This is a genomic window from Danxiaibacter flavus, from assembly GCF_041060425.1.
Lineage (GTDB): Bacteria > Bacteroidota > Bacteroidia > Chitinophagales > Chitinophagaceae > Danxiaibacter > Danxiaibacter flavus.
The window spans coordinates 1,478,546-1,502,230 of the sequence record NZ_JAULBC010000001.1 but is presented as its reverse complement, the minus strand read 5'-3'; the positions used below and the strand labels follow the sequence as shown (position 1 = coordinate 1,502,230).

The following is a 23,685-nucleotide window of genomic DNA, read 5'->3' as shown; positions in this document are numbered from 1 at the left end:
GATAAATTGCTCATCGTCAATCAGTGTGTTTATATTTTTAAGTGTGGCTACCCTATAATCTTAGTAGTATTTTTTGAGCCGCTAATTTATTGAAATCAACCTGCTTATAAACAACTTTTTCAAAGAACTCTTATTTCAACGACATTGAATAGTGAATAGTGAATAGTGAAAGATGAAGCAACGATATAACACAAAAGCCGTTCGATTAATGGACGGCTTTTGTGTTTGCGCTCTGCGAAGCTTTTATACTCTTCGAAGCCTCCTGGCTTCGCGGCCTACTTTATCGCTTGTAGCGTTTATGAAACGATGCCTGGTCGCCAGAGGCGACAGAAAAAACACTGCAGAGCCTGGAGGATCAGCAGAGCGAGACAGTTCCAAAGCTGAAAGCTAATAGCTGATAGCTCACAGCTACTTATCCCACCAAACTCTTGAAGTCATTTTATCGCCATTGCTTAACCCCGCAACGGCAGCGTTATAATTATCCGTATTGGTTGTTGCTTCAGACAATGGATAAGTGAACCTGCGAGGAATGCTTCCATTGGTTACATTGGTCGGGTAATTTTTTATTTCATTCAGATGCGGAAAACCGGTTCTTCTCCAGTTTGCCCAGGCTTCATATTCATCCATAAATGTCGCGATCCAGTATTGCGTGTTTATCTGATTCAGAGCGTCGCCGGCATTAAAGGGATTTGTCTGCAGGTAAGCAGTAATATCCGCTGCGCTTATTGCAGGCAATGGTGCAGGTGTGGCGTTTACATATTTTGCTATCTGCCCCAGCTGGTTCATTGCAGCAGTAACTCCCCTGGTATAAAAATCGGAAACGCTTCCGCTTATCCAGCCTCTTTGAACAGCTTCTGCCTGCAACAATGCTGTTTCGGCATAAGTCAGGAAGAAAGTCGGTGCATCTAATCTTGCAAAAGTGTTGCGATTTACAATGGAATACTTCGCCTGGCTTCCGGGATATCCGGGCGCTTTTGTTATGTCGAATGCACCGCCGGCATTATCGTATCCATTTGGCTGTCCAAGTTGAATAGCCGGCGAATTGTCCCCCAGATCATCCGTGTTGTTTGGATCTTCGGCAACTGTACCGAAGTAGATCAAGCGAGGATCTTTTGTTGCGACAAGATAGTTCACAAATGTCGCACTCAGGCGTGCCGCATTGGGATCAACGCCATCCAACACAAGGGCGCTGCCGTTGGTAGTGGCAGTACCGGGTACGCCAGTCTGATGTGAAAAAACGGCATCATCGGTTATACTAGTCATTACACCACCTGTAACAGCAGTCTGCGCCCATTTTTTGGCATTATCAGGATCCACCTTAACCATGCGCATTGCCAGGCGTAACATTTCAGAATAAGCAAATTTTTTCCATTGAACGGGATCTCCGCTATACAAAATATCAGCAGAACCAACTGTATTTGCTCCACTACCCAATGCACCTGCAGCTTCCTGCAATTCTTTCAGCATATCAGCATAAATATCCTGCTGCTTATCATACTTAGGAGAAGTGATGCCATTTGTATATCCTCTACCGGCTTCTGAGTAAGGACAGTCGCCATACATATCAGTCACGCGCTGAAACATAAACACCTTGAAGATTCGCGCGATCTGATACAAATCCTGGTGAGCGGTATCATTTTTTGAATTTTCAATCACTTCAATGATGTTCCTTACCGGGTTATTAAAAGTTTGATCCCAGTAAGCGGAATTATAGCCTGCATTATATGTGTATTTATCACCGCCCCAATAGCCAAATGTGCTGGACAAATGCTGTATCATGCAGGATGCATAAATAAGATTGTTACGCCAGTCCTCATAAGCATTTGCATCACTGTTTCCTGATGTAGTTAACTGCGCCGCGGTAAGCAGGTAGTTGTAGTTCATATTAGCATTGGTAAGGTGCTCGGGGTCCGTGTTGATTGCTTCAAAATCCTTAGAGCAACTTCCCAATATCATTCCCGAAACAGCAAACGCGATATATATAGTTGTACGTTTCATGATCAATGATTTAGTTTGGTTACACAATCAGAATTTGATATTCAGGTTTAATCCAAGGCTTCGTACCGGCGGATAACCTGATAATTCAAGTCCTTGCGCATTTGTGTTATTATAGTTCGATTCGGGATCTATGTTAGGTGTGTGTTTCAGCAATGTAGCAAGATTGCGTGCAACCAGCGTTAATGATAATCCTTTTATAAATCCGTCCTTTAAAATGCTTTTGGGAAACACATAGCCTAATGTCATTGAGCGTAGCTTAATAAACCCTGCGTTGTACACAAATTCTTCTGAAATGCTGTTCGCACCGCCCGCAATTGCATTGAAATATGTTTCTGACCGCACTGCTTTTGTGTTGGGTTTTCCATCTTCAGTAACACCCGGACCAACATAGCCTCCTTCCCTGCCTGCAAGTGTATTTTTCTGCAGACCTTCTGAATACAATACCAGGTTGGTTCCTGAATAAATATTTGCTCCAAACTTGTAATCGATCAGGAAAGAAAAAACAAAATCCTTGAAATGAAATTCATTGGTAAGTCCACCGGTTTGCTTGTAAACACCAGAACCAAGTGACACTATACCATCGGAACGTAAAGGCAATCCTGATGTATCGTAAATAATACTTCCTTTATCATCACGCTTGTATTTGAAACCCATGATCTGGCCGTAAGACATTCCCACAACATTGCTAATACTTACACCATCACCAAAACGTGGCACGTCCAGAGAAAGACTTGGAACACCTCCGAGGTCAAGCACTTTGCTGTTATTATACGCATAGTTAAATGATACGTTCCATGAAAAATTCTTTGTCTTTACAGGTGTGCCTGTTATCAATACTTCCACACCCTTGTTTTCAAGTTTGCCTATATTAATGGTATTTGAATTATATCCGGAAGTTGAGCTAACAGTAACCGGCACTATATCATCTTCCGTTTTCTTATTGTACACAGCTACATCAAAGCCTACCCTGCTCTTGAAGAATTGCATATTCAACCCAATTTCATCTTCACGGATTTTTACGGGTCTTAAATTCTGATTGGGAATACTACCGTTTACAACATAACCTACCGGCTGCCCGCCAATTGAATAACCCTGTAACCCATAGGTCAGCACAGTTTGATATGGAGTTGCCGCACCGGTATTGGAAGACTGTGCGTAAGATGCTCTCAGTTTACCAAAGCTTATCCAGTCAGGCATATGAAAAGCATCTGAAAATACAAAGCTTCCGGATATTGATGGATACAGGTAATGGTTACTGGCCGGGTTCAGCATAGAGAACCAGTCATTACGCGCTGTAGCTGTGATGAACAGGAAGTTTTTATACCCTACATCCACGTTTCCATAAACAGAATTAACCCTTGAATGTGTGAAGCCATAATTAAACGGCCTGCTTGTTACATTGCTTATGCTGTAAAAGAAGGGAACATTGAATGGTCCACCGCCGCCACTGTATGACTTCCACTGATTATCCTGTGAGTACACACCCACGTTGGCGTTGATGGTAAAGTTTTCATTGATCTTTTTGTTCACACCAATCATACCGTGCCAATCCAACTCACGTTGATTGATATTAGACATATTAATAGAACCACCACCGGCATTGGAATACTGTACGCCATTAGGTGTTACACTTCTTGTATCAAAGTTATATCCGTCCCTGGTAACCTGGCCTTGCAGATACAGCCAGTCAAGGATATTGTATTTGATAGTGAGGCCACCTGTCAAACGATTTCTGTTTGTCTGATTTTCAAAATCATACGCAATGAAGTAAGGATTTTCAAAATAAATATCCTGTGATCCTGGCAGCAGTTCATTCTTGTTTGCATCTACACGCGGTGACAACCAACGCACATCGAATGTGTTAGCAAGGAAGTTAAGCGATGCCACATAGTTACCAGGTGCATCAGATAATGATCCCCTGTTCTTTACTTGTTCAAAGATGTAGTTGGCAGTGAGCGTCATTTGCAGTTTCGGGGTGACATTATAAGTACTGTTGAAATTAACTCCCTGTTGCTTCATGTTCGAATTGGGAACATTTGTGTTGAGATAGAGATTGGACAATCCCAGGCGGAAATGCCCTTTATCATTGCCGCCAAGCAATGCGACAGAGGTTTGATTGGTCAGACCTGTCTGATAAAAATTCTTATAGTTATCCTTGTACGCATTGTACTTGTACGTATCTCCAAGAAAGTTTACGGCATCAGAACCATCTATTTTAGCGCCCCATGCAGATTCCGCAGTCGCATTGGCTGCATTAATATCGACAGGCTTTACACCCTGCGTACCCTGACCGTATACATATTGAATATCTCTCGTATCAAATATTTTGCTCAGCGTAAAATTATTATTGACTTCTACTCCAATGCCTTTGGATCTTGCACCGGATTTGGTAGTAATAAGGATGGCTCCGTTTCCTCCGCGATAGCCATATAAGGCTGTAGCAGCAACACCTTTCAGCACTTGCATGGTTTCGATATCATCGGGATTAATATTCGATAAGCCATCTCCGTAATCTGCGCCACCCCACATGCCCGCACTACCCTGGTTCTTATTATCGTAAGGAATTCCATCTATTACGTACAGCGGCTGGTTATTACCTGTTAATGATGCGTTGCCACGAATGATAACCCTGCTGCTACCGTACGGACCAGTACTTACACCTGCTACACTAACGCCGGCGATCTGACCAGTGAGCGCATTACCAATGTTTACTTCGCGCGCCTGTGTAAATTTTGAACCATCAACTTCGGTTGTTGAATACCCTAATGATCGCGCCTGCTTTTGTATACCAAGCGCAGTAACAACTACATCACTTAAATTTGTTTGAGACTCACTTAGTACAACATTTAATTCGGTCTCGTCCCCCAGGGTAATTTGTTTTGTAGCAAACCCAACAAAACTGAAAACAAGTACATCACCTTTTGATGCATCAATTGAATATACACCTTTACTATCTGTATTTGTTCCTTTTGATTTGCCCTGTACAACAATGCTTACGCTTACGAGTGGGTCTCCGGATGTGTTTGTAACTTTCCCTGTAATCTTTTGTTGCGGGGACCTTGCTTCGTATGCATACTGTGTGTTGCTTATACTGTAGTAACCCGATACCTCGTTAAGAGAATCTGCTTTCTCCCTGGCCCTGATGATTACGTAGGTCTTTTCGTCTATTTTTTTGTAGGTAAGAGAAGTGCCCTTTAATAACTCAGTAAGGATAGATTCGGCATCATCCTGCATGTTCTTAACGGGGAACACTTTTATGTTCTGCAAAGATTTGTCCGCTACCAGGAAGTACACGCCTTTGGTTTTGTTTAATTGATTGAGGACTTGCAGAACAGATAGCTTTTCTTCATTTTTATTGCGGCCGGATTGCTCATACTCAGTTGCTGAAGATGTGTTATGCCATGCCTTTTTGTTTACTGCATACAATGCGCGGTCTGAAGAAGTTTGCGCATATGCTGTAGAGCCGACAGTCAATGCAATAAGCAGGCAGCAACACACCAGAATTCTCTGTGTTTTGCTTGTCATAGCAAGATTGTTTTGGATGTTTGTAATTAGTCAGCCAGCTTTAGTGGTTGTTCCTTGTCAAAAGAACATGGTTTTCCTTCCGTTCAATTGATAAGTCAGATACGGCACCTAAAGCTTTTAATACCGTATCGAGGTTGTTGTTGGGTATGACGCCGCTGATTGTTTCTGCAGACAGGCCTGTATCTGCGAGTTCAACAGCAACACCATAATGTTCAGATATAATTTTTACAACTTCTGCAAGCGGGGTTTTATCGAAATACAACTTATCTTCCATCCATGCCAATGCCTGTTCAGCTGTTACTTTTTTCTGCGTCAACGCATCATCCCTCAACTCTATAAAATCACCGGGACGCATATAAACGACTTTGCCGTTTTTTGCCTGAACTGTAACGCTACCCTCTTTCAACACCACGTTTGACACTTCTGCTTTATTAACCACGCTGAATTGTGTACCCGTTACCACAACATCAAACCTGTCCGTATGAACTACAAACCGATTGTGTTTTGCTGTTTTAGCAACGTGGAAGAAAGCCTCGCCTTCTATCCACACTTCTCTTTCCATGGTCGAATCCCAACCTGAGTTATATCGTACGCTACTATTGGCATTTAACATTACTTCTGACCCGTCGGGTAAAATATTTTTCACAACCTCTCCAAACTGTGACTTTATTTTTTCCTGCTTATTTTCATGATAGAACATTAACACTGCCGCAGCAAAGACTGCAGCTATTGCAGCCGCAATCATCCATCGCTGAATGTTAAATACCTTTCCACGTGGTACTGAAGGTTCAATTGTTTCAAATATTTTCTCCTCGGCTGACAGCAGTTGTTCAGGTTTCAAAGATTCGGTCACAAACAGTGTATGGTACAATTCTACAGCTTCATCTACTAAATGCTGTTTTCCGGGATTCTTTTTTATCCATTGCTCCCATCTCCCGGTTTTTTTGGGATCAGACCTGTTAAGCCAATCAATAAAAGATTCATCACACAAAAACTCTTCAGGAGACAGGTACTCATTTTCCATTTAGTTGCAACAGTTTATATAGTAGTGTTCCGTCTTATTTTTTTGTAACTGCTTTTTCTCGATTTAATTTATTTTTAATCTCGTAGCCATTGTCGCCGTGGTGAAGAACGATACAATTCTTCTAAGATTGGCTTATCTTTCCTATAGATTATTAAAACATCTGCAAATTGGCAGAAGATACTACGCAACAAAACACCTGTGAAACATTGATCCTAAAATCCGGAAACACAGAATCTTTCCGGGAAGTGTTCCGCAACTATTATTCGCAGCTTTATCTGTACGGATACAAAATTATTCAGGATAAAAATGTGCTGGAAGACACTATTCAGGAACTGTTTCTGGAGCTCTGGAATAACAACAACACGTCAGAAATACAATCTGTAAAAGCCTATTTGTTTAAGTCACTTCAATATAAGCTCTACAAAAAAATTGCACTCAAAAAAGGTACACCATTAGGTGACTCTTTTATTGTTGATGTTCCCTTTGAGATAAATAAAGAAACTTTACTGGTTGAAGAAGAAAATGAAAAAGAAAGGGCAAGTTTTGTCGGAGATCTTTTAAACGCACTCACTCCCAGGCAAAGAGAGATAGTTTACCTGCGCTTTTACCGGAACATGGACTATGAAGAAATAAGTTACATTATGCAGATCAACTACCAGGCCGCGCGAAATCTGCTGAGCCAGTCGCTTAAAGCATTAAAAACAGCAGGCACCCGGTTGAAATAATATATCGCATAAAATGCAGCACCGCCAGAATCATGTAAGGATCACCATCTTAAAAGTGCACTTGCCCACGTAAAACCACTACCAAATGCGGCAAGACAAACAAGATCCCCATTTTTGACCATACCTTTTTCCCAGGCTTCACACAACGCAATGGGAATAGATGCGGCTGTTGTATTCCCGTATTTTTGAATATTGTTATAAACCTGATCCGGGCGCAACCCGAGTGATTGTTGCACAAATTGAGCTATGCGTAAATTGGCCTGGTGTGGTATAAGCATATTGATATCGGAGGGCTTTAAATTATTTGCCGCAAGAGCCTCCATAATCACTTCCGGAAACTTAACCACTGCCTTTTTAAAGACTGCCGGCCCATCCATATAGGGAAAATTTTGAGCATTATTTATCATTGCATGACTCATGAACATTTCTCCAATCGATGCATCATCAAAGTCAGCCAGCTTTTTCTCCATCCAATGATTGGCATGAGTGCCGGGATTGAACATTGCAAGCAATTCCGCGTCATTGCCGTCGCTATGCAAATGCGTGCTTAGTATACCTTCTCCATTTTCAGCAGGCTGAAGCACAACAGCGCCGGCGCCGTCACCAAAAATCACACTGACATTTCTGCCGCGGGTGCTAAAATCAAGACCAAATGAATGTTTCTCACTACCAATTACAAGAACATTTTTATACATTCCTGTTTTAACAAACTGATCAGCCACACTTAACCCGTAAACAAAGCCACTGCACTGATTGCGAACATCAAGCGCGCCTACCTCTTTTATTTGTAAAGCCCTTTGGACCAACACACCACAACCCGGAAAATAATAATCCGGACTTAAGGTTGCGAATACTATAAAATCAATATCATTCGGTGTAATACCTGCACGGGATATGGCCACTTTTGCGGCTTCTACTCCCATTGTCGCAGTCGTTTCTCCTGTTCTGTCTGCGTACCGGCGTTCCTTGATGCCCGTTCTTTCCTGTATCCATTCATCACTGGTATCCATGAACTGGGCGAGATCATTATTGGTATATACATTCTTCGGAACGTACATGCCTATTCCGGCAATTTTAGAATGGAGCATGGCAATCGTTATTTACGTCAAATCAAAATAACGAAATCTGCTGTTATTTTCTAAACACATTTTCACTTTGTAACAAATAGGCGCCGCTAACAACAACCACATCACCATCTTTCAATCCTGATGTTATTTCAATCATCCCCTCTGCTTCACGGCCTGTTTCAACAGTCTTGCTAGCAAATTTGTTTGCCGATACCTGGGTCCACACAACAGCTTCTTTTCCATCACGCAAAACTGCATCAACAGGAAGGCTTAGCATCTTTTGCGGAGGATCCTGAATGGTGACGTAAACAGGCATACCGGGTTTAAGCGAACCATCTTTGTTCGGAACATTGATGCGGATAAGGTTAATGCGGGTATCCGGATTTATTTCAGGGTTGACAAATTCAATCTTACCGGTCAATGTCTTTCCAACCACATCAGGGATCTGCACTAACGCACTGGCATTTGTGTTAAGCAGGGAAAGACGCGAAGTATATACCTGTGCTTCCGCCCAAAGCGCAGAAAGATCAGCAAGCTTTACAATGGTTCCTCCTTCCATAACATAGTCGCCTTCCTTAACCGGCAACTCCGTAACCGTTCCGGATGCGGTAGCATAAAAAGTTGTAACCACGGATGTTTTTCCTGATGTTTTAAGAGATTCAATCTGGCTATCTGACATTCCCCACAAAACCAATTTATTCCTGGCACTTTCAACAAGCGTTTTATAGTCGATTAAGCTATTACCAAGTTTGCTTTGTTTTTCAACAGCAAGTAAAAACTCCTGTTTTACGTTGTTTAACTCTTCACTATAGAGATCAAACAATCTATCACCTTTAGCAATTCTATCACCGAGGTTTTTAAAGTATAGCCTTTCTATCCTTCCTCCTATTCTTGCACTAATTGCATTTGTTGTAAGCTCGTTAAAGGTTAGCGTACCTGTCAGTATCGTTTTATTGTTGAACATTCCGTTGCGTAAAGTATCCACATGGATATTTCCGAGTGTTATCTGCTCCGGACTCAGCTGAATTTCATTAGCAGCTTCCTGCAGTTTTTTTGACACCGGCGTCAGCTCCATATGGCAAATAGGACACTTGCCAGGCTTTGCCTCTACCACCTGCGGATCCATCGAACAGGTATAATACACATCATCTGCAACTGCAGCCTTTTCTTTTTTTGTACCACAGCTAATGATCATCCAGCTGAGTAGTACGGCAATAATAATTTGTCTCATAAATTTATTTTTGAAAGGGTGTCAGGTGTCAGGTATCAGGTGTCAGGTATCAGGTTGGCAGCTTTTAGCTACAAGCTATCGTTTCATAATATGAAGAAATCCGACATCGTAAATCGTACATCTAACATCGTACATCTAACATCGTACATCCTAATACCTGCAACCTCACACCTGATACCTCACACCTGATACCTCACACCTGATACCTCACACCTAACACCTTCCCTCACTTCCCCTGTTTCACAAAGCTTTCACTATCCATCAAATATTGCGCATTGGCAGCAACGCTATCTGTAGCATTCAGTCCCCCGGTAATTTGAATAAAATCCTTTATGCCTATTCCTGTTTGTACAGGATGAACTTTGAACAAGCCGTCCTCTTTTAAAAACACAACCTTATTTAGTCCAAGTGATAACACTGCATCTTTAGGCAACCAATCCATTTCATTGCTTCTTACATTTATAGACGCAGCAACCTGGCTGCCAATCGGTATCTGCAATGAGGCGTTGTTAAAGTAAACTCTTGCTGTCACCGTCTTATCTTCTTTTCGAAAGAATGGTTCTATAAATCCTATCGTGCCGTCAAATGACTTAGAAGGATCTGTTTCAGGCGTTACAGTTACCCGCATACCTGTTTTAACCAGCGGTGCTTCTGCGGCGTATACATTTAACACTGCCCAGCTATTATCGGTGTTGTAGATCTTAAAAATGGCCTTTCCCTTTTCCACATACATCCCCTCTTTTATAGCCAGCTCTTCCGTAATTTTTGAAAGATCCATCCGCTCCGCTGCTGTACCGGACTCATTCATCATGCCCGCTTCATGTATATGACCGGTATAACCACTATACACTGTAATACTCATGATTACTTTCTTCGTGTTAATCAGTTGTTGCAATTGCTGAGCGCTCATTCCCAACAGCAACAACTTTTCCTTTGCAGCCTGAATGAGGTTATTATTTTCAGGATCGTAATTTAAAATGAAGAGCAGATTTTGCTGGGCAGTAACCAGTTCCGGGCTATATATGTCCATAACCCTGTCGCCTTTATGTACGTGCTGAAAACGATACTTTACATACAATTTTTCAATGCGACCTGACACCCTGGAAGAAATTACGTTTACCATGCGTGTATCGTAATCGATTGAACCGAGCGCCTTAATTGTCAGTTCTTTCTGGTCTTTCTGAATCGTGGTTGACGCAATTGAAGAAAGCACATAACTGTTTGTTGGCTTGAGCAAAGTAGCCAGATCCACATCTACTTTTTCATGACTGGTAAATTCTTTTTTAACCAGATCCATGCCACAGATAGGACACTTACCAGGCTTATGTTCAATTATTTGCGGATGCATGGGACAGGTATAAATTTCCTCCTGTGCCTGCACGCTTTTTTCTTCTGCATGATTGTGTTGCCTGCCATTACATGCAGCCAGCAAAACCATCAGACTTATTACCAGGTATTTCATCTTATTCTTTTTTTCCCGTAAGTATTACGGTACGATATCTCTTTATTTCAAAAAAGCTTTTCTTATTGACCTGTCATTTTTGCTGCAATACTTTTTCAAGTATTACCTGCATGTTTAACAATTCCTGCAACTGATCAAAATACTCCATCCTTGTCATATTCATGGTTTCCCATGCATCAAACAGCTCAAACAATTCTTCCGTATTCTGTTCGTAAGCCAACTGCATACTTTGAAAGTTCTTTTGCACGGCCGGCATAATATTCTGCTCATACAGAAGCACCTGCTTTTTCTTACTTTTTATCGCAGCCATCATTCCGTTCGACATACCGGAAGCTTCATTTACCATCATTTGTTTTTGTTGTTCCAGTGATTCTGCTTTCCATTTTAAGCTTTCAACGTTTGCCTTGTACATTTTTGAAGACCACCCGGCTATCGGAAGTTTCATCATTGCCATAAGACTGTACTGCATTGGGATACCGCCAAAGCCAAACATATGCTCGTACCGTACGCCAAACTGCGGCTTCAGCTTAGACTTTTCCAAATTCTGCTGCAGGTAGGTGAGATCGATATTCCTCTCCACTGCTTTTATATCACTCCTGGTCTGAACAAAATAACTATCATCATGAAAATCGTATTCCTTTAACTCGTAAGAAGTATCGATAGAAAAGTCCGTCATTTTTTCACGATTCATTAATGTATTCAGTAATACTTTTTGTTGCTGTACATCATTCTGCAATGCAATGCGATCACTTTCAAGTTTAGCAATGGCAGCCTTTGCTTTGTAATATGCATTTATCTTGCCCAGCCCGTTCTTATACCTCAGCTCCGCACTTTTGATCATAAAATTCAACACATCTTCATTGTCGTCAAGCACCTTAAGCTTCTTTTGCAATATTATCCAGGCGTAAAAAGAAGATTTTGCTGAGGCATATAACTCGTTCAACGTTCCTTCTTTATTCTCTTTGTTTACAGATGACATAGCCTGCATATACTGTGCATTTGCCTGCTGCTCTTTTTTATTGGGAAACATTTGCTGCGCAGAAACCGCATATTGCCCCATGCCATTCATCCCTTCCGGCTGTTTTTTCCATAGAGCCGTATTATAAGGCACCATCCACAAGCCTGTACCAAACTCCGGGGGCATCCAGCTTTTAGCGCCTTTTGCTGCTGCATCCATAGACTGCACCTCGGCATCATACATCTTTACAGATGGATGATTTGCCTGCACTGTCTGTAGTATTTCGTCAAGCTTCATCCGTGATTGGGAATAGGCACCCAACGAAAGGGTGAGGAATGATATTAGAAGCAAGTATTTCATACTTAGATTTATTTGATTTTGTCTGGACCGGGATTTGCTGGATTAATAGATTAACACGATTAATTTGTTATCTCTAATTTGCACATTTACATATTCGCACATTCGCACATTTTCCCGTCAATTAAGTTCGATTTTTCCGTGCTTCTTCAATTCATATTCTTTGCTCATCAAAAAGATGATAGGTGTTACCAGTAAGATATGAATAGACGAAGTGAATACACCTCCGATCATGGGTAGTACAATTGGCTTCATTACATCACTGCCAACACCTGTGCTGTAGAGGATTGGAATTAAACCAAACAAGGCTACACACACTGTCATGATCTTTGGCCTCAACCGCTTTGCTGCACCATGGATCACGTATTCGCGCAGATCAGCTTTGGATATTGTTGCTGCTGAGTTGCCCTTTTGTTCAATAAGCTGTTGCATCGCATCATTGAGATATATAACCATTACGATACCGGTTTCAACTGCCAATCCAAACAAAGCGATAAATCCTACAGCAACGGCGACAGAAAGGTTCACGCCCCAGAAATAAACCATATAGGCTCCTCCAATTAGGGCAAAGGGAATTGTAATGAGACTTAGTAACGCCTCCCGTGCTGAATGAAATGCGAAATACATTGAAACAAATATTATCAGCAGTACTACAGGCAAAATGAACATTAATGTACGTTCACCGCGGATAAGATTTTCATACTGGCCGCTCCACTCCATGAAGTATCCTTTTGGCATTTTAGCCAACATCGTTTCCAGTTTGCCCCGCGCATCATTTACGGTACTTCCCAGGTCGCGGTCACGCACATTAAATAACACGGCACCACGCAGCAAAGCATTTTCCGAATTGATCATCGCGGGCCCTTCCGATATTTTAACATCCGCCACTGCCTGTAACGGCACGGGGCCAAATTGCATGGTCTGCACCTGCAATCTTTTTAAAGCCTCAAGATTATCCCGAAAATCCTGCCCATATCGTGCATTCACAGAGAATCGCTGCCTGCCCTCAATTGTTGTCGTGAGCTTCATGCCACCCAATGCGCTCTCTATTACGGCATTCACATCGTCAATGCTCAGTCCGTAACGTGCTATTTCATCCCTCTTAATGTCTATGTCTATATATTTACCGCCTGTTACCGGCTCAACATACAGATCTTTAACACCATCAACCGCCTGTAATTCTTTTCGTATTTTATCTGCAAATGCATAGATAGTATCAAGATTTTGTCCATAGACCTTCACCCCTACATCCGTTCTGATACCTGTTGAAAGCATGTTGATCCTGTTGATGATCGGCTGTGTCCATCCATTTGTTACGCCGGGAATTTGCAGTTTACTATTCAACTCGTTGATGATATCTTCTTTTGTCTTTCCTTTTCTCCATTCATTTTTTGGCTTCAGCAGGATGATGCTTTCGATCATGCTGATAGGAGAATTATCCGTTGCTGTATTTGCACGGCCGGCTTTTCCCAATACATTTTTCACTTCGGGAACGGACTTGATGATCTTGTCCTGCACTTGTAAAATGCGCTTCACTTCCGAGTTGGAAACGTCCGGCAATGTGACCGGCATAAAAAGAACAGAACCTTCATCAAGTGGCGGCATAAACTCCCGCCCAAGACTCATGATCATCGGGATGCTGATCAGCAAGGCAATAATATTGATCCCCAGCACAGTCTTCCGCCATTTAACGCACCAACGGATCAATGGCTCATAAATCTTTTCCAGCAAACGGTTAGCAGGATTCGCAGCCTCTCCTCTGAACCTGCCTTTCATAAAAAAGGAGATAAGCACGGGAGCCAGCGTTACTACCAGTACAGCATCAACTACCAGGATAAATGTTTTTGTATAAGCCAGTGGATGAAAGAGCTTCCCCTCCTGTCCGGTTAACAAAAAAACCGGCAAAAAAGATGCAATAATGATAATCGTTGAAAAGAAAACACCCCTGGATACCTGCTTACAGGATTTCTCTATAATAGCGAGCCGTTCTTCTTTTGGTATTTTATAATAATTAGCCATGCGGTTCGTTTTTTGAAAATCACACTTGAAGTCAAAAGTCAAAATTCAAAAGTCAAAAGCTCATAGTGCAGCAGCGCACCTCTGTCATTCACTTTATCGAAATGAACGTAGTGTATCTTTTTTTGAATTTTTACTTTTGAATTTTTACTTTTTTACTTTTTACTTCCTGCCACTCAGCAAGATTTCGATAACTATTCTCGGCCATTATAATTCCATTGTCTACAATCACACCTATCGCTAATGCGATCCCTGTTAGTGACATAATGTTGGATGATATTCCAAAAGCATTGAGTAAAATGAAACTGATAGCAACAGTAAGCGGGATCTGGATAATGATGCTGATAGCGCTGCGCCAGTGAAACAGGAAGAGAATTACAATAAGAGACACCACTATCATCTCTTCCAAAAGTTTTTCTTTAATATTATCTATTGCAGCATCAATCAGGTCGCTTCTATCGTATGCAGTTTTAAAATGCACTCCCTCAGGCAACCCTTTTTCAACCTCTTTCATTTTTTCTTTTACCAACTTTATAACCTTGTCAGCGTTTTCTCCATACCGCATTACAACGATACCACCAACAACTTCACCTTCACCATTCTCATCAAAAATGCCCAGGCGTAAATCACCACCCATTTGTACACTACCTATGTCTTTTATTCTAACCGGTATTCCGTTGTAGTTTATCAGAGCAATGCTTTCTATATCCTCTTTGTTCTTCAGATAACCAAGACCACGAATGATATAAGCCATATCACTCATTTCAAATTTGCGGCCGCCGACATCATTATTATTGGCTTTTATCTTGTTCATCACATCCATCAGGGAGAGATTATAGAACTGCAACTTTACCGGATCTACAACAAGCTGATACTGTTTTTCAAAGCCACCGAAAGAGGCAATTTCAGCTACGCCGGGAACTGTTTGCAGACCGTATTTTATGTACCAGTCCTGCAAAGCCCGTTGTTCACCCAGATCCATCCTTGGCGCGTCCAGCGTGTACCAGAATACGTGTCCCACCCCGGTTCCATCCGGTCCAATAGTAGGCGTTACACCTTGCGGTAACAGTCGCTGTGCGTAATTCAACCGTTCAAGCACGCGCGTCCTGGCCCAATAGATATCTACATTATCTTCAAAAATGATGTAGACAAAACTCATCCCGAACATAGAAGAACCACGAATATTTTTGACTTTTGGAATACCCTGTAAATTGCTGACCAACGGAAACGTAACCTGATCTTCTAATACCTGCGGGCTTCTTCCCATCCATTCTGTAAAAACAATTACCTGGTTTTCCGACAGATCAGGAATTGCATCAACGGGATTTTTATTTACCGCAAAAATCCCCCAGATGAACAAGGCCACTGCCAGCACCAATACAACGTACCTGTTACGAATGGATATTTCTATAAGTTTTTGAACCATGATTGTTATTTTTGGCTTAAAGCCCAAAGCTCAAAGCCTAAAGCTTGTTGATCGATAACAGATTATTTTGTCTAACCCTAATAATTAAACTCACATGATAAGTTATCGGGAACAATGATTCCGATATTATTAAGGCTTTAGGCTTTGAGCTTTGGGCTTTAAGCTTTAGGCTTTAAGCTTTCCAACTATTTCCCTTTCTTCCTCTCATACTGGCAACATTCATCCAGTTTGTTGTAAGCTTTATCATCTGCCTTGTATTTTTCCGTATCATAACCAACGCCGGCAACACTTTTTTGAATAGCATCGTTGGTGACTTTAGCAGGATCGTATGTTACGGTAAGTACTTTGGAATCTTTGTTCCAGTCAGCTTTTGTAACGCCGGTAATAGTGGCGGCTTTGTCAATTTTCTTTTTACAGCTGCCGCAGTTGCCTGCCACTTTAATGTTTTCTGTTTTAGTGCTTTGTGCGAATAATACGCTTCCTGCCATTGTTAACAATGCCATCATTGCTAATCTTACTGATTTCATACAATTGATTTTATAATGAAGAAATGATTAAAAAGCCCAGATACGATTTGTTTAGCTGAACAAGCATACTGTTCAACCTGAAAGTGACACGCGCAGGCGAATCATGCATTAGAGCACCGGATAAGAACAGCGGAAAAGCGATTTGACAGACTTATCAAAATGCGCCGTTATCAACTGCCCCGGCAATAATTTCGAACCAAACAAATCAAAAAAAAGAGAATGAATTTCGTCAGCGAATACGGGTAATTGATCAATTCGCTGATTGCTGAAAGCGTGTATTTTCAGCTTAAGAAAGGATAGAATCAGATACGGAAAACACAATTGCGCAGATAAACCGGAACAACCTTACTATCTGGCGGACCGTTTGTAACAGGATATGCTTCAGTTACACTGGGTAAAGCCTCTGTAATATAACCTGTTGACAGAGAAGGAAGGGTCACTGCAGCTAACTGCATGCCCTGAAAAGCGCTTTCAGAAAGCTTCTGATCATTTTCAACCTTTAATACCTTGTGCTCATCTTTGCAACAATCTTTAGACGTCCCCTTCTGCATTCCGCAGTTGTCGCATTTTTCCTTTTTCTCTGCAGACAAACCCCAGCTAAGTAATTCGCCCATGCAATAGTGCAAATGCACCGTTGCTCCACTTGTGGTGGACATATAAACGATGGCTAATATGGCGACGATTACTTTTTTCACGTAAACAACGATGTTGTAAGATATCACAAAACTATAGCTTTTTAGTATTCATGGTTTATAAAATTTTGGTAATGGTTTATGGAATTTTCAGTTTACGGCCCGTAATGATCAATAAACAAAGCGGTAAATTGGTTGTTATAAGATGTTTATAACCACCACTCAACATGCTATTGCTGTAACATATTGAGTCTGGCCAGCCATGCGAAAGAAAATGCAGCGCCTTTATGCAGCCAACCTATAATAGAAAAAACAAGATACATGATACAATTTACCAGCGTAGGTTCGCCCTACGCTTACTGCACTATTTTTTCCGGCTTGTCATACTCGTTTTTTTATGTAATACCGGCTACAGTCAAAATAAAACTTACAACCAATTCTGGAACGAATTTCAATTTACAAGACCACTAAAGGGAAAGTGGGCCCTTGAATTTAACCTTGGCCAAACATGGACGAGTACACCTGTTGATAAGAATTTCTTTCACACCAATTCTCAACTTTATTTGCGGGCATGGGTACATTATTACGCTTCTCCAAGATGGAAACTGTCATTCTCTTATGCCTATTTTTATAATAAGGACGTACCGGAAATCAATCAATCCAGGCTACCGGAACTCCGCGCCAGCTACCAGGCTATTTATTTCATCAAAAAGATAGGTTATACGCTAAGCACGAGAATGCGGCTTGAAGACAGGCATATACTCGACTCCAATAATGTTTATAACGCATCATACCGCTACAGGCAACAAATAAAGCTGGTTTATCCGTTTAACAGTAAGGTCATCCGGAAAAATTCTATCTATGGCTTTTCTTCCGAAGAAATATACCTGAAGACGAGTAATAACTTAACCGGTTCGCAATTCTTTGACAGAAACCGTTTTACTATTGGTGCAGGATATTCTTTCACCGATGATTTTCAACTTGAAGTAAGCTATGCCAACGAATATTTACCCCGTAGCGGAGGAAATGAGATTTATAACGCACTTCAAATAAATGTGCTGTTCAATAACCTGTTTTCCAACATCACAAAAAAAATATTCCACGAGCCCCAAAAATCTGATTTATAATTTGGTCGCAGACGATTTAAAACAGGCAAACTGCTGCTTTATAATATCGGGGTGAAGTTTAAAAATAAGTACACGCGCCGTTTTACCTATAACTATATTAAAAGATTGAATATTATTGTTCAAAAAACTGTTCAATTGCTCTTTACTGAACAGGTATAACAAATTAAACGTTGAATCTTTTCTCCCGTACCATGAATCATAGTATTTCAATGCATACACAGAATCGTTTTGCAATTTTACAAGGAGATCTTTTTTCACAGCATCTTTTGTTCTGATTGGCTGAGATTGTTGTATAGGTATGAGCCTTAGGAAATAGCTTTCCTTATCAGTAACAAGATTACCTTGCAGTTCAATATCACTTGTCTGGTATAACAATGTCAGCGGAGCGTGATAATACATCGTTCCATCGGGCCTTAACCTGTTTTGGATTTCACACTGACCAAATACTTTGCCGGTACAGCAAAAGCAAAGTATGGCGAATAATATTTTCTGCATCTGTTTAAGCACCAGGCTAAGTTACAAAATATAGAAGGCCGGATGTTAGCTAATCCACGCCTTCTTACTTCTTATATACAATCATGATATTATTTTGACTGCATCAGGATTTTTTATTCTGTTTGGAAGCTTCTTCTAATTCTCCGATGAAAGGAATCTGATTTTGAACATTCGTTCTGATGGTGTTTTGAATATAACTTTCCAACTGAAAGAACTTCGCTGCATTTTTTCCACCAACTACTTTTTCCACCTTCTTAAAATATTTCTCGTGCATTTTGGCATAACTCAGATCATTGCCCATAACACGTTTTGCCAGCGCCGCCGCTTGCTCATCGGTAAGTGATGCATATTGGTTCGCATAATCTTTGATTACATTAAACCGTTCTTTACCCAGCGATTTTCTTTCGGCTTCGTACTCGTCGTATACGGCCCAGAATTTAGTGGCAGTATCTCCGGTCAGAGCCATGAAACTGCCAACAAGTTCCTTTTTTTCTTTACCAAACACAGATTGAATGATGGCCATATCATCATCCACAGTGGACTGCGCAGATAGCTGGGCAGCTACAAACAAAACAAAAACTAACAAGATTTGCTTTTTCATAACAACGTATTTAATGTAATAGTTGAAAAATTTATACATCTGACATCCGGCGAAAAGCTATTTTTGAAAATAGCATGCGGTATTGTTGATATTTTCACCTGCTTATCATTAACAACACTCAGGGGAATATGTTTAAAATGATGGAGCTTTATTGAAGCTAAGACAATAGCTTTAAGCTTTGAGCATCCTCATATAATTATGACTCTTCCCAAAGATCCTGACGTTCGTCTACCTGTCTTGCAGGTTCATTCGTACTTGTTCTTTCTTTTCTTAATTGACGGATGAGCGTTTTAAAATCTTTATCTACAAGGGCATTTTTGTTCCCTTCATTATACACTTCTTTATTATAGGTATTCATCTCTTCGAGAATATGTTTATCCTGTCCGTCCTGAAGTGTTTGATTTACTGAGGGAAATTTATCTTTCGCGATCCATCTGTCCCACCAGGCGTACAAGGCATTTACCACGGAGCCTGTTTTATTTTGTGCACTCAAAAATTTCTTAAACCAATATGGCTCACTCACTACATAAAGCCTGCGCCGTTGCCTGATCTTTTTATAGGCTGCTATGATCATCCGGACAACTACATATGTAAGACACAATGCTATCAAGGCATAGAGCAGGAACCAATACCACAAAATACCATATATACGTAGTGCTCCTTTGTGTTGGTGGACAGCTTCCTTTGCTGCGGAAAAAGCACTTAGACTATCTTTCAATGTTGTAAGCATGCCCAGGTTCGGATTAGCCTTTACGTGCAAGGTTGCGCCTGCTGCACTTCTTTTGTATAGCCTGGAGGCATAAGGATTCCACCATGCAATATTTATGGCCGGCATTTCAAACGTCCCTTCTTTCTCCAGCAAATAAGTAATAGTTTGCGTTCGCTTTCCATTTGCATCGTAATCATCTCTTGTATCTGCAAGATCAGGATCATCAGGATAAACAGAAGCCCAATCCAGTGAATCATTTTTGAACCCCGGTATAAATTGCGGCAGTGTACCTTTTGCGTCTATCACTACAGTACGTTTTAACACATCGCCCACTTTTAAATTATTCAGCGATTTATTCCAGTGTTCGGATACGTAGACGTTCTTTGCAACAAACCAGTTCTCTCCTTTAAATTTCTGCGGAATATCTTTAACTACAAACTTTTGGGGTGAAGTATTTATAGTTACTTTCTGGCTTGTTGAGCTTCCTAAAGGAGGCGTTTCCACCCGGATATTTATGGCTGGAAAACTGTAGTTTCCTGGTTTATAGGGAAAAACAATAAAGTAGAACTGAAGGCTGGCATATTGCTTACCATTAACTGTAAGCATTGTTGAAAAAGTTCTGCTGAATGGCAGTATAAAAGCATTTGATATCTGAATGTTGTCAAAATCAAGCGGCGCTGTATACCATGTGGCTGTAGACACCGTTACTGTTGCCTTAAATGGCTCCTGCGCATATACACTGTGCTTATCAATTGCTACATTGGCAAAACAATTAACCTGCGCTTCTATCTTTATAAACGAATAACAGAACAGTAGCAATATCGCCAGTTTTTTTACCATGGATGTTTGCTTTTACTCACATGTTTGTAATAACGCTTTTCCTGTAACACAAACCGTTTGTGAAGAAACTCCGCCGGATCTGCAGAAGCTTTTCGCAGAAGGATATTGTTGGACAGTGACTCATGTTTATCATGCTGCATATTCTTACCAGGCGTTTCTGATTCTTTTGCTTTGCGGATGTTGGTGGCTACGGTCTCGGTACTTCGCTCTCCTGAATGAGGCAGTTGTTTTACCTGTGTTTCATTACTTAATGAACCTTCTTGCGGATTATGTTTTTCTTCTTTGTAAGGTTCTTTTTTCTTTTTATTTTCTTTCAGCGTTTTGCCTTTACCTATATCATTCTTTGTAAAACGGTTTACGGAGTCTATTTTATCAATTTGTTGTTTTGCCCGCACAATGTTTTTTGATGCCCTATCCTTCAGCGAACCATCAAGATCTATTGCTTTATCAAAAGCAGCAACGGCCTCATCATAACGACCGAGCTTAGCGAGAGCGAGGCCGCGGTTATAGTTGCCGGCTGCAGAAGTGTCGAGCTCAAAAAGATCAGCCGCTGCTGAATAGTTGCCGGCTTTGAAATAAGCCACTGCCTTATGCTTGTCATCGGCAAACCTTTCAGCAGCTTCAGCATATTTTCCCTGGTTATATAATTTTTGTCCCTGGTAATCTTTTGTATACCACCAGTCAGCTTCTTTGCTATCAACGCCGCAGGAAGAAAAAGTTACACATATTAACCCCAACCAGCACCATTGTATCACCCATCCTCTTCTGAACCAGAAAGCCGTAATTACCAGTGCAGGAATCACCAATAACCAGCCCATATCATCCCAGTCTTTATCATCCTGCTTGGTATCTTTTTCAAAAACAAGTTTATCACCGATGCGTTTAGCTATGCCGCTCACATCAGATTTATCCAGCGTTAACGGTGTAATATGAATGCTTGTATCCTGTGACAAGTTCTGAATGACCCCGGCATCTTGTTTTGAAACAGCTCCACGATGTCCGGGAACAGAAGCGCCGGCTGGTGTATTAAACAACAGGATCTCTATTTTGTGTATCGAGCCTCTTACATAATTCGTAATTAGTGTTGCGTCGTCCTGATCTATTTCATCCGTCATCAGCAAAACAGTACTTGGTGCGAGCACACCTCTCATCAATGTATCAATTACATTTATCAGCACTTCCATATTAGTTCCCTGCACCGGCATTACGCGATTTTCAAGACTTTGCGCATGGTGCTTTATCAGCTTGTAATCAGAAGTGAAAGGCAACACAGGATGGGCCGTACCCGCATATGCAACAAGCCCGGCCCTGGCCCTTGGATTGGCATCCAGAAAATCACTTACTTTAAATTTTGCTCTTTGCAGCCTGCTTGGCTGAATATCGGTTGCATCCATTGAACGGGACAGATTAAGCGCAATGAGTACCACTGCCTGTATTTTTTCACCGGGGATATCTTTCTTTTTCCAGGTAGGCCCTGCAGCGCCAACAATAACAAAACTACTTCCAAAAACAAAGGCCAGCAAAGGCAATATGATCGCGGTTTTGCTACCTCTTGTAAACATGAAAGGGCGCAGTTTTTTCTGCACCGCCATTTTCCATTTACTTTTTTCTTTATTGCTGAGAACAAGCAACAACACAATTGCTGCAAGGGGAAGAAATAGCCAAAGGATCAGCGGCCGCAGAAAATGAAATTGCTGCCAGTCTATGTGCGTGATTATATTTTTTATATCATCGAACATGTTGAAAGTTGTTGTGAGATGTTATTTGTCCTACACGTTGAAATTGCAGGATACATAACAGAGTTAGCTTAAGAATTAAGTGTCCTACACTTCTAAAGTGTAGGACACTTAATTCTCAAGACGACCGCCTGAACAAACTAATAGTACCACTGATCAAATGAAACACTAACCCGACCAATGCAGCCGCTATAAGAGGATAGTAATACAGCAGTGTAACCGGCTTATAGCTCTCTTCCTCATATTCAACCGGCTGCATTTTATCCAGTTCTGCATACACTTTTTTTAGTTCTCCCTCATTCATCGCGTTAAAGTATTTCCCATTCGTAGCGCTGGCGATATCTTTTAATGTTTTTTCATCCAGATCATATCCGCCACTTCCTTTGGCCTGCCCTATTCCCAATGTGTATATGATTATTGAATCTTTACGCGCCGCTTGTGCAGCATCCAGCGGAAGAATATCCTGTCCTGCATCAATACCATCTGTAAGCAGCAACATGATCTTTTGCTTGATGGTATCTTCTTTAAATACTTTAATACCAAAAGCAATAGCTTGTCCAATGCTGGTCATTTGGCCCGCCATGCCTACTTCCGTTTGATCCAACAACCAGGAAATGGTAGAAAGATCTGTAGTTAATGGTGCCTGCAGATAAGCATTACTTCCAAACATAACCAGGCCTATCTGGTCACTTTTGCGCTCTTTTACAAAATTTTTCATGATGGATTTTACAGCATCCCAACGGCTAACTCTTTTGCCGTCCATTACCCAGTCGGTCTCAGCCATGCTAAAAGAAATATCTGCTGCGATAAGAAAGCTGCGTACTGTTTTAGTTTTTTTAGCCGGCTTACCTACATAACGGGGTGAGGATGCCGCCGCAAGCAAACAGATCCAACAAAGAAAAAGACCAATCCACGCAAAAAAATTGCGACGTGTAACCCATGCACTTTTCTTTGGTCGCTGATGGGAAACGGTTGCTGCTCTTTTAAAAAAAGGTACCAGCATTGCGGCTCTCCTTCTGCGCATTGCCGGCATTAGCCAATATATGAGTAATGGCAGTGGCAATAGAAAAACTACCCACTTGTATGCTATTTCAAAATGCATTTACGTTGTACGTTGTAAGTTTTACGTTATACGTTATACGTTGTACGTATTATGTTATAAGTTGAGTGTGTAACAGAAAAGATTACAGATTCCCATATGAAGCGCCCATTTTCAATTGTCAATTATC

At 41.2% G+C, this 23,685-nt stretch carries 18 protein-coding genes; 2 read left to right on the top strand and 16 right to left on the bottom strand.

What is annotated here, in order from left to right:
• Positions 1-408 precede the first annotated feature (408 nt).
• Genes QTN47_RS05765 through QTN47_RS05755 form a run of 3 tightly spaced genes read right to left on the bottom strand, consistent with a single transcriptional unit; the run spans position 409 to position 6,547 of the window.
• A complete protein-coding gene (locus tag QTN47_RS05765; RefSeq protein WP_369328378.1) occupies positions 409-1,998 on the bottom strand; it encodes a SusD/RagB family nutrient-binding outer membrane lipoprotein in 1,590 nt (529 codons plus the stop codon).
• A gap of 27 nt (positions 1,999-2,025) precedes the next feature.
• A complete protein-coding gene (locus QTN47_RS05760; RefSeq protein ID WP_369328377.1) occupies positions 2,026-5,523 on the bottom strand; it encodes a SusC/RagA family TonB-linked outer membrane protein in 3,498 nt (1,165 codons plus the stop codon).
• Positions 5,524-5,563: 40 nt separating this feature from the next.
• Entirely contained in the window at positions 5,564-6,547 is a 984-nt protein-coding gene (locus QTN47_RS05755) for a FecR family protein (RefSeq protein ID WP_369328376.1), read from the bottom strand.
• Positions 6,548-6,714: 167 nt separating this feature from the next.
• On the opposite strand from QTN47_RS05755, the gene QTN47_RS05750 reads away from it, so the two are divergent.
• Positions 6,715-7,272: an RNA polymerase sigma factor gene (locus QTN47_RS05750; protein ID WP_369328375.1), complete on the top strand. Its 558-nt coding sequence runs from the start codon at positions 6,715-6,717 to the stop codon at positions 7,270-7,272.
• 41 nt (positions 7,273-7,313) lie between these two features.
• Here the strand turns inward: QTN47_RS05750 and QTN47_RS05745 are convergent, their stop codons facing one another.
• The 8 genes from QTN47_RS05745 to QTN47_RS05710 form a co-directional block, all read right to left on the bottom strand.
• A complete protein-coding gene (locus tag QTN47_RS05745; RefSeq protein WP_369328374.1) occupies positions 7,314-8,360 on the bottom strand; it encodes a 3-oxoacyl-ACP synthase III family protein in 1,047 nt (348 codons plus the stop codon).
• 43 nt (positions 8,361-8,403) lie between these two features.
• Positions 8,404-9,570 (bottom strand): efflux RND transporter periplasmic adaptor subunit, encoded by a 1,167-nt coding sequence (locus tag QTN47_RS05740; RefSeq protein ID WP_369328373.1) that lies wholly within the window; start codon positions 9,568-9,570, stop codon positions 8,404-8,406.
• 226 nt (positions 9,571-9,796) lie between these two features.
• Entirely contained in the window at positions 9,797-11,032 is a 1,236-nt protein-coding gene (locus QTN47_RS05735; RefSeq protein ID WP_369328372.1) for a heavy metal-binding domain-containing protein, read from the bottom strand.
• A 73-nt stretch (positions 11,033-11,105) separates the two neighbouring features.
• Positions 11,106-12,350, bottom strand: a complete 1,245-nt coding sequence (locus QTN47_RS05730) for a TolC family protein (protein WP_369328371.1) — start codon at positions 12,348-12,350, stop codon at positions 11,106-11,108.
• A 117-nt stretch (positions 12,351-12,467) separates the two neighbouring features.
• Complete coding sequence (locus QTN47_RS05725) at positions 12,468-14,366, bottom strand: efflux RND transporter permease subunit (protein ID WP_369328370.1); 1,899 nt, start codon at positions 14,364-14,366, stop codon at positions 12,468-12,470.
• Positions 14,367-14,496: 130 nt separating this feature from the next.
• Positions 14,497-15,789, bottom strand: coding sequence for an efflux RND transporter permease subunit (locus tag QTN47_RS05720; RefSeq protein WP_369328369.1), 1,293 nt, complete (start codon positions 15,787-15,789; stop codon positions 14,497-14,499).
• A 185-nt stretch (positions 15,790-15,974) separates the two neighbouring features.
• On the bottom strand, positions 15,975-16,316 hold the full coding sequence (locus QTN47_RS05715; protein WP_369328368.1) for a heavy-metal-associated domain-containing protein: 342 nt from the start codon (positions 16,314-16,316) through the stop codon (positions 15,975-15,977).
• A 302-nt stretch (positions 16,317-16,618) separates the two neighbouring features.
• Positions 16,619-17,011, bottom strand: a complete 393-nt coding sequence (locus QTN47_RS05710) for an HYC_CC_PP family protein (RefSeq protein WP_369328367.1) — start codon at positions 17,009-17,011, stop codon at positions 16,619-16,621.
• 224 nt (positions 17,012-17,235) lie between these two features.
• Here QTN47_RS05710 and QTN47_RS05705 point away from each other — a divergent pair, with 224 nt between their 5' ends.
• The gene (locus QTN47_RS05705) at positions 17,236-18,075 is read left to right on the top strand and encodes a DUF2490 domain-containing protein (RefSeq protein ID WP_369328366.1); all 840 of its coding nucleotides are present in this window, start codon (positions 17,236-17,238) and stop codon (positions 18,073-18,075) included.
• On the opposite strand, the gene QTN47_RS05700 is transcribed toward QTN47_RS05705, so the two are convergent.
• From QTN47_RS05700 to QTN47_RS05680, 5 genes are all read right to left on the bottom strand, one after another.
• Positions 18,070-18,570: a hypothetical protein gene (locus QTN47_RS05700; protein ID WP_369328365.1), complete on the bottom strand. Its 501-nt coding sequence runs from the start codon at positions 18,568-18,570 to the stop codon at positions 18,070-18,072. The two genes, QTN47_RS05705 and QTN47_RS05700, sit on opposite strands and share 6 nt — an antisense overlap.
• A 103-nt stretch (positions 18,571-18,673) precedes the next feature.
• The gene (locus QTN47_RS05695) at positions 18,674-19,171 is read right to left on the bottom strand and encodes a hypothetical protein (RefSeq protein WP_369328364.1); all 498 of its coding nucleotides are present in this window, start codon (positions 19,169-19,171) and stop codon (positions 18,674-18,676) included.
• A gap of 196 nt (positions 19,172-19,367) precedes the next feature.
• On the bottom strand, positions 19,368-20,720 hold the full coding sequence (locus QTN47_RS05690) for a BatD family protein (RefSeq protein WP_369328363.1): 1,353 nt from the start codon (positions 20,718-20,720) through the stop codon (positions 19,368-19,370).
• Complete coding sequence (locus QTN47_RS05685) at positions 20,714-22,459, bottom strand: VWA domain-containing protein (RefSeq protein WP_369328362.1); 1,746 nt, start codon at positions 22,457-22,459, stop codon at positions 20,714-20,716. Before QTN47_RS05685 ends, QTN47_RS05690 begins: the two co-directional genes overlap by 7 nt.
• Before the next feature lie 115 nt (positions 22,460-22,574).
• Positions 22,575-23,558: a VWA domain-containing protein gene (locus QTN47_RS05680; protein WP_369328361.1), complete on the bottom strand. Its 984-nt coding sequence runs from the start codon at positions 23,556-23,558 to the stop codon at positions 22,575-22,577.
• Positions 23,559-23,685 lie beyond the last annotated feature (127 nt).